The 12991-nt window shown below is 62.5% G+C and carries 12 protein-coding genes; 5 read left to right on the top strand and 7 right to left on the bottom strand.

Translation table 11 applies throughout. From position 1 onward, the window contains the following. Positions 1–123 precede the first annotated feature (123 nt). Entirely contained in the window at positions 124–948 is an 825-nt protein-coding gene (locus tag RHIZ70P_RS07565; protein ID WP_181903968.1) for a polysaccharide pyruvyl transferase family protein, read from the top strand. A 33-nt stretch (positions 949–981) separates the two neighbouring features. Here RHIZ70P_RS07565 and RHIZ70P_RS07560 read toward each other — a convergent pair whose 3' ends face one another. The 4 genes from RHIZ70P_RS07560 to RHIZ70P_RS07545 form a co-directional block, all read right to left on the bottom strand. Continuing rightward, on the bottom strand, positions 982–2052 hold the full coding sequence (locus RHIZ70P_RS07560; protein WP_115669774.1) for a GSCFA domain-containing protein: 1071 nt from the start codon (positions 2050–2052) through the stop codon (positions 982–984). 89 nt (positions 2053–2141) lie between these two features. Next, positions 2142–3128, bottom strand: coding sequence for a WD40 repeat domain-containing protein (locus tag RHIZ70P_RS07555; RefSeq protein ID WP_115669773.1), 987 nt, complete (start codon positions 3126–3128; stop codon positions 2142–2144). 58 nt (positions 3129–3186) lie between these two features. Next, on the bottom strand, positions 3187–4290 hold the full coding sequence (locus tag RHIZ70P_RS07550) for a CobW family GTP-binding protein (protein WP_115669772.1): 1104 nt from the start codon (positions 4288–4290) through the stop codon (positions 3187–3189). A gap of 78 nt (positions 4291–4368) precedes the next feature. Next, entirely contained in the window at positions 4369–5175 is an 807-nt protein-coding gene (locus RHIZ70P_RS07545; RefSeq protein ID WP_419178282.1) for a creatininase family protein, read from the bottom strand. A gap of 118 nt (positions 5176–5293) precedes the next feature. On the opposite strand from RHIZ70P_RS07545, the gene RHIZ70P_RS07540 reads away from it, so the two are divergent. The 3 genes from RHIZ70P_RS07540 (at position 5294) to RHIZ70P_RS07530 (ending at position 7908) form a co-directional block, all read left to right on the top strand. After that, a complete protein-coding gene (locus tag RHIZ70P_RS07540; RefSeq protein ID WP_115669770.1) occupies positions 5294–5788 on the top strand; it encodes a MarR family winged helix-turn-helix transcriptional regulator in 495 nt (164 codons plus the stop codon). Between the two features lie 122 nt (positions 5789–5910). Continuing rightward, entirely contained in the window at positions 5911–6930 is a 1020-nt protein-coding gene (locus RHIZ70P_RS07535; RefSeq protein WP_115669972.1) for a LacI family DNA-binding transcriptional regulator, read from the top strand. Between the two features lie 15 nt (positions 6931–6945). Then, complete coding sequence (locus RHIZ70P_RS07530) at positions 6946–7908, top strand: 2-hydroxyacid dehydrogenase (RefSeq protein WP_115669769.1); 963 nt, start codon at positions 6946–6948, stop codon at positions 7906–7908. Between the two features lie 33 nt (positions 7909–7941). Here RHIZ70P_RS07530 and RHIZ70P_RS07525 read toward each other — a convergent pair whose 3' ends face one another. Then, entirely contained in the window at positions 7942–8697 is a 756-nt protein-coding gene (locus RHIZ70P_RS07525; protein WP_115669768.1) for a gamma-glutamyl-gamma-aminobutyrate hydrolase family protein, read from the bottom strand. Positions 8698–9214: 517 nt separating this feature from the next. On the opposite strand from RHIZ70P_RS07525, the gene RHIZ70P_RS07520 reads away from it, so the two are divergent. Next, positions 9215–10321: a TRAP transporter substrate-binding protein gene (locus tag RHIZ70P_RS07520; RefSeq protein WP_115669767.1), complete on the top strand. Its 1107-nt coding sequence runs from the start codon at positions 9215–9217 to the stop codon at positions 10319–10321. A 205-nt stretch (positions 10322–10526) separates the two neighbouring features. On the opposite strand, the gene RHIZ70P_RS07515 is transcribed toward RHIZ70P_RS07520, so the two are convergent. Together RHIZ70P_RS07515 and RHIZ70P_RS07510 are read right to left on the bottom strand one after the other, a co-directional pair. Next, complete coding sequence (locus tag RHIZ70P_RS07515) at positions 10527–12371, bottom strand: TRAP transporter large permease (RefSeq protein ID WP_115669766.1); 1845 nt, start codon at positions 12369–12371, stop codon at positions 10527–10529. A gap of 1 nt (position 12372) precedes the next feature. Next, positions 12373–12924, bottom strand: coding sequence for a TRAP transporter small permease subunit (locus tag RHIZ70P_RS07510; protein ID WP_115669765.1), 552 nt, complete (start codon positions 12922–12924; stop codon positions 12373–12375). Positions 12925–12991: the final 67 nt, after the last annotated feature.

Genomic DNA, 12991 nt, shown 5'->3' with positions numbered 1-12991 from the left:
GCGACCCTACATTCAAGCGCAGCCGGCCCTTTCGCCCGGGCGGAAGCGCCGGCCGACGGGGGTTGCAATCGCCCGTGCCGCGTACTATCCCCGCGCGGTGGCTCATCAAGGGGACCTGACGGCATGAAAATCGCTGCTCTCAGCTGGAACGGCAACAATATCGGCGACGATATCCAGAGCGTTGCCGTCATGCAGCATCTGCCGCCCGTCGACGTGTTCCTCAACCGCGATCATCTCAACAGCTATGACGGGCCCGAGGCGTTGCTCGTCACCAATGGCTGGTTCCTGTCGAAGCTCGACAACTGGCCTCCGAGCCCGTCGATCAAGCCGATCTTCTTCGGTTTCCACGTGCAGAAGCACGCCAAGCCGACGATTGCGCGCCATGTCGACTATCTGAAGAAGCACGAGCCGATCGGTTGCCGCGACCAGGGCACGGTGGATTTCATCCGCTCGCTCGGCGTCGAGGCCTATCTGTCGCTGTGCAACACGCTGACCTTCAATGCGCCGGCCGAGCGCGATCCGGATTCGATCTATCTCGTCGAGGCCAATCGCGACCAGCTTTCGCCGAAGCTGTTCAAGAAGGGGATGACGGTGAAGACGGTCAGCCATCGCTTCATCGACGTGTCGGCGGACACGCGGCTGCAATATGCCAAGGAAATCGTCGAGACCTACGGCAAAAAGGCGGCGCTCGTGGTCACCACGCGTATCCATTGCGCCATGCCTTGCATCGCCATGGGCATTCCCGTCATCTTCGTCGGGCCGAAGAGCTATCGCACGCAGATCGTCGAGGAAGTCGGCCTGAAGCGGCACAATACCTGGCATCCGTTGAAGCACCCCTTCACCCGCAGGATCGAGGCCTGGCCGCAGCCGCTCGATATTGCCGAAACCAAGAAGCGCGTGACCGCCGACATCAAGTCGCGCATTGCCGCGGCGCTCGCCAAGGCTTGATCCTGGTTGCGCTACCCGGGCGCGAAGGCACGGTTACCGCAGGAAGTTCCGCTTGAAGGTCTGCATGATGAATTCGACCGATTCCTCGGTCGGGTGGCGGAAATCGTCCTTCATCGGGTTCGGCAGGAACGACGTCACCATCTCATAGGACGGGAAATAGTAGAGTTTGCTTTCGGCGGAGGGGCCGACCTCGCGCATCAGCTCGTCGATCGCCACCCGGAGCGAGGCCTTGGACACCGAACTTGCGGTGATGCAGGACACCGGGCGGAAGGTCGCGGCGAGCGGTACGGGCGAGAGCGTGATGATCACGGTCGCGTCGGGCCGGTGGGCGCGGATGAGCTCATAGGTGCGGCGCAGGTTGTCGAGGTTTTCCACCGCGCCGAGAACGCGGAAACCGTGACGCTCGGCGTCGAAGTCGCGCTTCGGGATGGCGCGCCAGAAGATCTCTCCGGTCGGCTTGTCGTACCAGACCTCGGACAGGCCGAGCGTCAGGATGAAGATGTCGGACTTCTCGAAGATCGCTCGTGTCGCCTGGCGGACCTCGTCGGAATAGTCGCCGGGGATGCCTTCCTTGTCGTGCCACAGCTCGATTTTCGGCGCCTTGCCCTCGAAGGCCCATTCGAACTGCTGGCGGATCGCCGCGGAATTGACGATGCCTTCGCCGCTGCGCACGACGTAGGAATTGAGCTTCATGTCGCGGCCGAAGACCTGGTAGCCCTCGCGATAAAGGTATTTCGTCACCTCGCTGGCAAAGCAGCTGCCGAAGGCGGTGATGTAGTGCTCGCGGGTGATGAACGGCGCGTCGGGAAACCAGCCCTTGCCGACATATTCGTCCACCGCATTCGGCTTCGCGATCGCCTTCTTGTCGGGGAAGAAGTTGGTCGTCTCGCCCCGGTACCAGGTGGCATGCGCCTTGCGCTTCGTCCCGCCGGTCTCGTAGTAGATCTGGTCGGCGCGCTCGGGCTCGTCAACGAGCTTGAGGGCTCGCAGGAGCTTGTAGCGCAGGGTTTTCTTTGCGGGCTTGGAACGATCTTGGGCCATGGTCGAGCGATAACCCAGCGGAGCCGGCAATTCAAGCAACGCAATGCGCTCGATGGTGAGCAATCCACCAGCGGTATCCGGCGTGAAGCAGGCTTCGTCACCCGCCGCAACACTGCGGCAGGCGCTCTAGCTGTTTTCCCGGGGAACCGCCGTCAGGCGGATATGTCGATGACCCCGCAGTCGCCGGCGTCCGAAGCGTAGGCGAGGAGTTTGCCGTTGGCGCTCCAGCCCATCGAGGTGATCGCACCCTTGCCGGGGCGCCGCAGCAGGGCCTCCTTGCCGTCGGCGATGCGCACCGCCAGAACCATGCCGTCGACAAAGCCGATCGCCAGGACCTCTTCTGCTGGATGAAAGGCGACCTGGGTGACCATGATGTTGGCGCGGGTGCCGAGTTCGAGCGGCGCCTTGCCCATCGGGCCTTCCTTGCCCGAAAACGGCCAGACGATGGCCGCAGGCGCACCCGAGGAGGCAAGCCATTTGCCCTTGACCGACCAGGACAGCGACTTGACCTTGGCCGGATAGCCGGTCATGCGCATGTGGCGGGTCTCGGCCGACTTGCTGTCAAGCTTCCAGCCGTGCAGGGCGTTCTCCTGCATGGTGGTGACGACGAAGCGACCGTCGGGGGAGAAGGTCACGCCGGTATGGGCGCCCTTCCATTCGAGGTCGACCGGCGCGCCGGTCGTGCCGATCCAATGGAGCGTCACGCCATTGTAGCGGGCGGCGGCGACCCGCAGGCCCTTGGGCGCGAAGCCGAGGCCCTCAATGGTCCGCTCCTCGGTGAATTCCTTCACCTTGCCGTCGGCCAGGCGCACATAGCCAGCCTTGCCGACCGCATAGGCGACCGCGCCCTGCGGCCCGGCCGCGACGACGGAAACCCATTTGCGCGGTACGTGGGCAAGTTCGGTTAAGCTGCCGTCATGGCCGATGCGCAGAACCTTGCCGTCTTCTCCGCCGGTGATGAGGGTCTGGTCGGCGCTGTCCTTGACACAGGCGAGCAGGCCCTGATGGGCCTCCGTCACCTTCTCGCCGCCGTCTAGCCGATGCACGGTGCCGGAAGCCGCGGCAAAGACCGGAATATCGCCGAGAAAGGCAGCGGTGACGACGTGACCGTCGATGTCGAGGGGGGCAACCGTCGGCATCAGGCTTTCTTTCCCGTTGGCATGACTTGACCCGAAAACCGCTTCACACTTTTCGGCGTCATGCTGCTGCCTCGCAGGCGTGGAAGCTCTTTTCCAGCTTTTCGCGATCAAGATCGCGGCCGATGAAAACGAGGCGGCTCTCGCGTTTCTCGCCGTCCTTCCATGGGCGCTGGTGGTCGCCCTCGATGATCATGTGGACGCCCTGCACGACATATCGCTCCTCGTCACCCTTGAAGGCGATAATGCCCTTCAGGCGCAGGATATTCGGCCCGTCGGTCTGGGTGACCTTCTGGATCCAGGGGAAGAAGCGATCGGGGTTCATCTCCCCGCCGCGTAGCGAGATCGACATGACCGTCACGTCATGGATCGGCGAGGGGGCATGGTCGTGGTGGTCATGGCCGTGATGGTCGTGGTGATCATGATCGTGGCCATGGTCATGATGGTGGTGATGATCGTGGCCGTGATCGTGATCGCAGCCGGGACCGCAGACGTGGTCCGGATCGTCGTGATCGAGGAAGTGCGGATCGTTCTCCAGCGCCCGCTCAAGATTGAAGGCGCCCTGGTTCAGCACCTTGGCGAGGTCGACGCCGGACCGCGTCGTCGCATAGATGCGGGCCGAGGGGTTGATGGCGCGAACGATGTCTTCGATGCGGTGCAGTTCGTCATGGCTGACGAGATCGGTCTTGTTGATGACCACGACGTCGGCAAAGGCGATCTGGTCCTCGGCCTCGCGGCTGTCCTTCAGGCGCAGCGGCAGATGCTTGGCGTCGACCAGCGCGACGACCGCGTCGAGTTCGGTCTTGGCGCGCACGTCGTCGTCCATGAAGAAGGTCTGGGCGACCGGGACCGGATCGGCAAGCCCGGTGGTCTCGACGATGATGCCGTCGAAGCGACCGGGTCGGCGCATGAGGCCTTCCACCACGCGGATCAGGTCGCCGCGCACGGTGCAGCAGACGCAGCCGTTGTTCATTTCATAGATCTCTTCGTCCGACTCGACGATCAGGTCGTTGTCAATGCCGATCTCGCCGAACTCGTTGACGATGACCGCATATTTCTTGCCGTGACTTTCAGACAGAATGCGGTTCAGGAGCGTCGTCTTGCCGGCGCCGAGATAACCGGTGAGCACGGTGACGGGAATGGGTTTTGCGGCAGCTTCGGTCATGAAAACCTCGATCAGATGGGAGCGCGGACGATGCGCCTGTAATGGTGTTACCCCATATAGGCGCTGACCCGTGGCAGTTCAAAGGCTTTGTTTGCTCTCGCCGCGATCGTCTGTGCAGACAAAAGTATCTACATCAAACGCCTGCACATCCCGCAGCAATGCGATCAGGCCATCGACCGCATGGTCGATCAGTCTCTCGCCCTTCTCCGCCGTTGCGGCCTTGGCATTGCCGGTGACACCCTCACGGTTGAGATCGGCCATTTTCCAGCCGAAGGCATGCGGGCCATAGGCGCGCAGGTGGGTGAACCGCCTGGCATAGTCGGATTGGCGCGACGGGAAATCCTCGGCTTTTGCCATGTCGACCCGCTCCGGACAAAGCGCCAGCATGACCGAGGTCTCGATCTCGCCGCCATGGATCCCGATCGCCTTTTCCTCGGGCGAGATGACGCCTTCGGGCAGGCCGAAGCGGGTCCAGCTTGTCGCCACCGCAAGCATGCCGAAACGCACGCGCGCTTCGGTGGCGACGATGGTCATCAGCGGGGAATTGCCGCCATGGGCGTTGAGCATGACGAGTTTTCGGATACCCTTGCCCGAAAGGTCCGCGGCAATCGCCAGCCAGCGCTCGACGGCGTCCTGATAGGCAAGGCTCCTGGTTCCGGCGACGTCTATGTGCTCGATCGAATAGCCGACCGGCTCGGCGGGCAGGAATATCACCGGCAGATCTTTGGGGAGCTTGCGCGCGAGGCGGGCAACGATCCCTTCGACAATCAGCGTGTCGGTTTCGAACGGAAGATGAGGTCCGTGCTGTTCATGGGCGCCGAGCGGCAGAACGGCGATGCAGTCGGGCCGCATTTGTGGCAGGGAGACAGGTCCGCTGTCGGGCATATCGGGCTTGGATTGCGGCATCTGGCGTTGATCTTCGTTCTTCGTTATGGATTCCTGGCAGAATATTAGCCGGCACATCATGATGTTTATTTTCGCCATCGGGCGGCAGGGAGGCACAATGGCGAAAAAGGACAAGGGCGACAAGAAGAACAAGGCGGGCAAGAAGAAGGAGAACGGCGAGCGCCATCACTCACTTGCCGCCGCAGTGACGCAGGCCGCCCGCGCCATGCGCACGCACCTGTCGCGCAGCCTTGCCGACAGCGGGCTCTATGCCGGACAGGATACGGTGGTGCAACTGCTCGCCGCGGAGGAGGGGCTGACGCCCGGCGCGCTGGCCCAGAGGCTCGGCGTCAAGGCACCAACCATGACCCGCACGATCGGCCGGATGGAGGCCCAGGGTTTCGTCGAGCGTCGCCCTGTCGATGCGGACGGGCGCCTGACCATGGTGCATCTGACGGCCGAGGGGCGTACCCGGCTCGAGGCCATTGCCGTGGCTTCAGCGGAAGTCGAGGAACTGGCGACCGCGGGATTGTCCGGCAAGGAGGTCAAGCAATTGCTCAAGCTTCTGGCCACGGTGGAGGAAAACCTGCACGGGAATACGTCCAAGGACTGATAAATCTCCTCCCATTTCCTGGGAAACGGGAATTGAAATACGCACTTAAACTATTTAATTAAAAAGTTTAGGTGCGTTGGAGGAGACCGCAGGGCATGCATCGTTCCATCAAGGGAGGCAAAGTGGCGCAGAAGGTCAAACTGTCAACGATCGCCGAGTCACTGGGGCTGTCGACCGCAACCATTTCGCTCGCACTGCGCGACAGCCCGCTGGTGGCCGCCGATACCCGCGAGAAGATCAAGGAGCAGGCGCGGACGCTCGGCTACATCTACAATCGCCGGGCCGCCAGCCTTCGCACCTCCCGCTCCGGCATTATCGGCGTCGTCGTGCACGACATCATGAACCCTTTCTACGGCGAGATCCTGAAAGCCATCGAGAGCGAGCTGGACCGCAGTCGGCACACCTTCATCCTGTCCAACCACTATGATTCCGTCGACAAGCAGCGGAACTTCATCGAGACGCTGCTGCAGCTAGGCGGCGACGGCGTCATCATGTCGCCGGCCATCGGCACGCCGGTGGAGGACATCCGGCTTGCCGAGGACAATGGCATGCCGGCGATCCTGATCGCGCGACAGATGGAGGGGCTCGATGTCCCGACCTATCGCGGCGACGACAGTTATGGCATTTCGCTCGCCACCAACCATTTGATCGGTCTCGGGCACCGGACGATCGCCATGATCGGCGGCACGGACCAAACCTCGACGGGGCGCGATCGATACCAGGGCTATGTCAATGCGCTGCGCAAGGCAGGCATCGAGGTGGACCCGGAACTGCGCATTCCGGGACCCCGCACCAAGCAGGGGGGCTTCGAGGCCGCCGTGCATTTCCTCTCGCTGCCGCAGAAGCCGACCGCCGCGGTCTGCTGGAACGATCTCGTCGCCATCGGCCTGATGAACGGTATTGCCCGCGCCGGACTGGTGCCGGGTCGCGACATTTCGGTGACGGGCTATGACGATCTCGAGGAGGCCTCGATCGCCACGCCGTCGCTGACCACGGTGTGGAACGGCCAGGCGGAAGTGGGACGGCTTGCCGCCCGCGCCCTGCTCGACAAGCTGGCCGGCAGCCACGAGCCGGACGGTATCCACCTGATCAAGCCGGAAATGCGCATTCGCCAGTCGACCGGCCCGATCCACATTCGCTGACCCTCAGGAGGCCAAATGACGAATTCGCGCGCCACCATTCTCGTGCCGGGCCGCATCAACCCGCGCGTCACGGAGAGGCTTTCAGCCCGTTTCGATCTGGTTGCCGTGCCGCATGGCCCGGACCTGGAGATTTCCGCAGAGGATGCCGAAAGGATACGCGCAATCGCCGTGTCGGGCGCGCTTCCGGCGAACTGGATCGCGAGGCTCCCCCGCCTCGAAATGATCGCCAGTTTCGGTGTGGGCTATGACGGCGTCGACGTTCGCGCCGCCGCCGCGCGCGGCGTCGTTGTGTCGAATACGCCCGACGTCTTGAACGACGAGGTCGCCGACACGGCGATCGCCTTGCTGCTGAATACGGTGCGCCAATTGCCCCAGGCGGAGACATGGCTGCGTAACGGGCGCTGGGCGTCGGAGGGGCCTTTCCCGCTCTCGCCGCTTTCGCTGAAGGGGCGGCATGTCGGCATTCACGGCCTTGGCCGGATCGGTCTGGAGATCGCGCGGCGGCTGGAGCCTTTCAAGGTGAAGATCAGCTATTGCACGCGCCGGCCGCGCCCGGATGTCGGCTACTGCCATTTCCCGACGCTGCTGGGCCTGGCCGAGGCGGTCGACACCTTGATCTCGATTGTGCCCAAGACGCCCGAGACGATCGGGGCGATCGATGCCGAGGTGCTGAGAGCGTTGGGGCCGCGTGGCGTGCTGATCAATGTCGGGCGCGGTACGACCGTCGACGAGCCGGCGCTGATTGCGGCGCTAAAGGCTGGAACGATCGCGGCGGCCGGTCTCGATGTCTTCATGAACGAGCCGCAGGTGCCGCAGGACCTGATCGACCTGCCGAATGTCTCGCTGCTCCCGCATGTCGCATCGGCTTCGGTTCCGACCCGAAATGCCATGGCGGATCTCGTGGTCGACAACCTGATCGCCTGGTTCGACACGGGCCGGGCTTTGACCCCGGTGCCGGAAACGCCGCAGAAAACCTGAGGCGTACTTTCCGGGAAGAGGTTCCGGTTCGGGTCAGGCCTTGCTCTTGGCGTAGGCGCGCACGGCATCGCCGAAGGCCTCGAACAAGGCGCGCGACGGACTGTCGGTTTCGGCCCAGTATTCCGGATGCCATTGCACGCCGATGGCAAAGCCCTTGGCGTCGATCACCGAGACCGCCTCGATCGTGCCGTCTTCGGCCAGCGCCTCGACCTGGAGGCCCGGCGCCGTTTTCGAGATCGCCTGGCGATGCAGCGAGTTGACCTGGATCGAACCGGCGGTGCCGAGATAGCGGGCGATGCAGGAGCCTTCCGCCACGATCACGTCCTGGCGAATGCTGTAGACCACGTCGCGATCGTCATGCTGCGGCTTGCGATGATCCCAGACGCCTTCCTGTTCCTGGATTTCGCTGGCCAGCGTGCCACCGAGCGCGACGTTCAATTCCTGGATGCCGCGACAGATGGCAAACAGCGGAATGCCGCGTTCGATCGCGCGGCGGATGAGCGGCAGGGTGGTGGCGTCGCGCGCCGGGTCGAAAGGGCCGTCGCTGTCGCGCGCTTCCGCGCCGTAGAGCGCCGGGTGCACGTTGGTCGCCGAGCCGGAGACGAGAAGCCCGTCGACCCGGTCCAGAAGCGCGTCGGTCTCGTTTCCGTCCTCGAAGGCCGGGATGATGAAGGACATCACGCCAGCGACCTTGAGGGCGGCGCGGACATACTGGTTCTGGGCGGCATGCCAGTGCGTTCCGTCGAACTCGCGAATGTCGGCGGGAATGGCTATGATCGGCTTGGGCATTGGAAACTCCAGAGATAGCCTATGCGGGCATGACGCATTTCTTGGAGCGAGCCGGGGGGAGAAGTCAATATGTGATCGTGTTGCGGCCGTTGAGGCCTTGCGTGTGCCCGGCCCGATTCTGCAAACCCCATCCAAGGTCCTCAAGCGTGCCGGGTGGGAGGAAACGGGCCGTGTTGGCTGGATATGCTCTTCATTCCACCAGCATTGCGAATGAAAACGCCCCTGCGCAGAGCCTGAAACTGTTCCGCGGAAGGTGTCTGTTCCGGTCGACCGGGCACCGCCTGCAGGGCGGCCTGGGGAGCGTGCATCCACGGTGACGCGCAGCGCGAAAAAGCAACGAATACAATCCGGATGATAGGAGCCAAGGCGCAATCGTCCGAATTGTCCATCTAGTCCGAAAGAATATTGCCGCGGCGCTTGAAACGCTTTGGACAAAATGGTTATCTCGCCGGCATTGCCATCGGGAGGGGGCGCAAGGTTTCCACCGTTTGGAGCAACCATGATGGGAGGTCATTTCATGGATCGTCGTTCATTTATCAAGAAAGCGGGTGTCGCCGGTACTGGCGTCGCCGCATCCACCGTGCTGGCAGCGCCGGCCATCGCCCAGGAAAACCCGAAGATCACCTGGCGTCTGACGTCGTCGTTCCCGAAGTCGCTCGACACCATTTACGGTGGTGCAACTGACATCGCCGAACGCGTTGCTGCGGCAACCGACGGCAATTTCCAGATCCAGGTCTTCGCTGCCGGTGAAATCGTCCCCGGCCTGCAGGCTGTCGATGCCGTTGCCGCCGGCACGGTCGAAGCCGCGCACACCACTTCTTATTATTTCTGGGGCAAGGAACCGACCTTCGCTTTCGGTACCGCCATTCCGTTCGGCCTCAACGCGCGCATGTCCAATGCCTGGTTCAACCAGGGCAACGGCAACACGCTGATGAACGAGTTCTTCGCCACCCAGAACCTCTATGGTCTGCCGGCCGGTAATACCGGCGTTCAGATGGGCGGCTGGTTCCGCAAGGAAATCAACACCGTCGACGACCTCAAGGGTCTGAAGATGCGTATTGCCGGTCTGGCCGGCAAGGTGCTCGAAAAGGTCGGCGTCGTTCCCCAGCAGCTCGCTGGCGGCGACATCTATCCGGCACTGGAAAAGGGCACGATCGATGCTGCCGAATTCGTCGGTCCCTACGACGATTCCAAGCTGGGCTTCCACAAGGTCGCCAAGTACTACTACTATCCGGGTTTCTGGGAAGCCGGTCCGGTTGTTCACGGCTTCTTCAACCTGGAGAAGTACAACAACCTGCCGAAGCACTACCAGGCGATCATCACCGACGCCTGCGCCTTTGCCAACACCAACATGATGGCAAAGTACGACGCCAAGAACCCGGCGGCGATCAAGCAGCTGGTTTCCGAGGGAACGGTGCTTCGTCCGTTCAGCCAGGAAATCATGGAAGCCTGCTACCAGGCGGCGATCGAGATCTATGCGGAACTGTCGGCGCAGAGCCCGTTCTTCAAGAAGATCTACGACGATCAGCTGGCGTTCAAGAAGGATGCCTATCTCTGGGCCCAGCTCGGCGAATACACCTTCGACACGTTCATGATGATCCAGCAGCGCGCCGGCAAGCTCTAAGCTTTTCCAGGCCGTAGACCATATGAGGCTCCGGGTGTCTTGCCCGGAGCCTTTTTCGTGTGCGGTCGGCGGATGCGGGGACGCCTGGTCTCTCTGCCCGGCGCGGTCGCTGTCGCGGCAAAACGAAACGCCCCGGACCTGAGATCCGGGGCGTTTCGCATCATGCTCGTTGTTGGTCGGGATCCCGCAGGATCCCGGCTTGTGCTTACCTGATGACCGGCGGCTGGCTGAGGTCGGTTGCCGGGTTGGCAGCAGGCGCTGCCGGTGCCGGAGCAGGCGCCGGTTGCGGTCCGCCCAGATTGAGCGGCGGCAGGCCCATGGCCGGAGCCTGGGCGCCATTGCCGTTTGCGCCACCCAGCGGCGGCAGGCCGAAGTTCGGCGCGCCGTTGCCGTCCGAACCGAGCGGCGGCAGCGTCATGCCCCCACCCTGGCCGAAGCCGGGAACCTCGATCTGCACGTCGGCCGGGTTGATGGTCGGCGCATCGCCCTTGTAGCGCATGACCAGGCCGGGGAAGGCGAAGACCACCATGATCGCCAGGAACTGGATGATGATGTAGGGGAACACGCCCTTGTAGATGTCGAGCGTCTTCATGCCGTCCATCGTCTTGCCGGTCACCTTGTCCTTCCACTTTCCGGCCGGCGCGATCGAGCGCAGGTAGAACAGCGAGAAGCCGAAGGGCGGGGTGAGGAACGAGGTCTGCAGGTTGATGCCGAGAATAACGCCGAACCAGACCAGATCGATACCGAGCTTGTCTGCGACCGGAGCCAGCAGCGGCACCATGATGAAGGCGATCTCGAAGAAGTCGATGAAGCAGCCGAGGATGAAGACAATGATCGTCACAACGATCAGGAAGCCGTACTCGCCGCCCGGAAGCGCCGTCAGCAGATCCTCGATCCAGACATTACCGTTGATGCCGTAGAAGGTCAGGCCGAAGACGCGGGCGCCGATCAGGATCATCATGACGAAGGCCGAAAGCTTCGTCGTGGCGTCCAACGCGTGCTTCATGGTCGCCATCGACATGCGGCCTTTCATCGCCGCCATGATGATTGCACCCGCAGCCCCCATGGCGCCGCCTTCGGTCGGCGTGGCAATGCCGAGGAAGATGGTGCCGAGCACGAGGAAGATCAGCGCCAGCGGCGGAATCAGGACGATGATGACCTGCTGGGCAAGCCGAGAGATGATGTTCAGGTTAAGTTTCTGATTGGCCAGGGCGATCAGGTAGATGCTGAAGACGCCAAAGGCGAGGGCCGAGACGAGGCGCCATTCGGGGCTGGCAATGCCGGTGAACAGCACTTCATGGCCGAGGAAGTAGAGTGCAACGCTGATGACCAGCATGACGAAAAGCGAGGTGACGCCACCGCCGAGGGTACGGGCCTCGAGAGGCAGGGCAGGCGCCCATTGCGGTTTGATCATCGTGATGACGAAAATGTAGAGGCAGTAGGCCGAGATGATCAGGAGCGCCGGATAGAGCGCGCCGACATACATGTCGCCGACCGAGCGGCCGAGCTGGTCGGCCATGACGATCAGCACGAGCGAAGGCGGAACGATCTGCGCGAGCGTGCCCGAGGCGGCAATCGTACCGGCAACCAGGGGCCGGTTGTAGTTGTAGCGCAGCATGATCGGCAGCGAGATCAGGCCCATGGCCATGACCGAGGCGGCAACGACGCCGGTCGTGGCGCCGAGCAGTGCACCGACCAGGATGACCGCATAGGCAAGACCGCCGCGGATCGGGCCGAAGAGCTGACCGATGGTGTCGAGCAGGTCTTCCGCCATGCGCGAGCGCTCCAGGATCAAGCCCATCAGCGTGAAGAACGGGATCGATAGCAGCGTGTCATTGTACATGATGCCGTAGATGCGGTCGGGGTGTGACTGCAGCAGAGGCCAGAAAAGTCTGATTTCCGGGGAGATGGCGGAAAGTTCGACACCGAAGGCGAAGTAGATCAGGCCGCCCGCGGCGAGCGTGAATGCCACAGGATAGCCGAGCAAGAGCATCAGCATCACCGTGGTGAACATGATCGGGGCGAGGTTGTGTGCGATGAAATCGATCATGTCAGTGTCCCGTCACTTCGGCGGCGTCTTTTACATCGGCCTTGTCTTCGAGATGGCCGGAAAGGATGGCGGCACGTTTGATGATCTCTGAGATCGCTTGGGCGCTCAGCAGCAGGAAGCCGAAGAAGACGGCGGCCTTGGCCGGCCAGACGATCAACCCGCCGGCGCTGGAAGAAATTTCGCCGATCTTGAAGGAGTTCAGGAACCACGGCCAGGCAAGCCAGGTCATCAGGAAGGTGAATGGCACGAGGAAGATAATGTGCAGGATCAGGTCAATCCAGTCTCGCGTGCGCTTGCTCCACGAACTCGCGAGGATGTCGATGCGGATATGTTCGTTGTTCAAGAGAGTATAGGCGGCGGCGAGCATGAAAACGGTACCAAAGAGGTACCACTGCAGCTCGAGCCAGGCATTCGACGAGATGTCGAACATCTTGCGGATGACCGCATTGCCGGCGCTGATGATGACGGCGGCGAGGAGCAGCCAGGAAACCCAGCGCCCTATTGCCCCGTTGATCGCATCGATCACCCGGGTGATTGCCAATAACATTTTCATGTTTGTCTCCCCAAATACTAAGGGTCGTCCTTAGAGCATGAAAAGGTGACGTGCAACGGGTGAAGGC

The organism is Paenirhizobium selenitireducens ATCC BAA-1503 (assembly GCF_900492185.1).
Taxonomy (GTDB): domain Bacteria; phylum Pseudomonadota; class Alphaproteobacteria; order Rhizobiales; family Rhizobiaceae; genus Allorhizobium; species Allorhizobium selenitireducens_A.
This window is presented reverse-complemented; position numbering and strand designations above follow the sequence as displayed.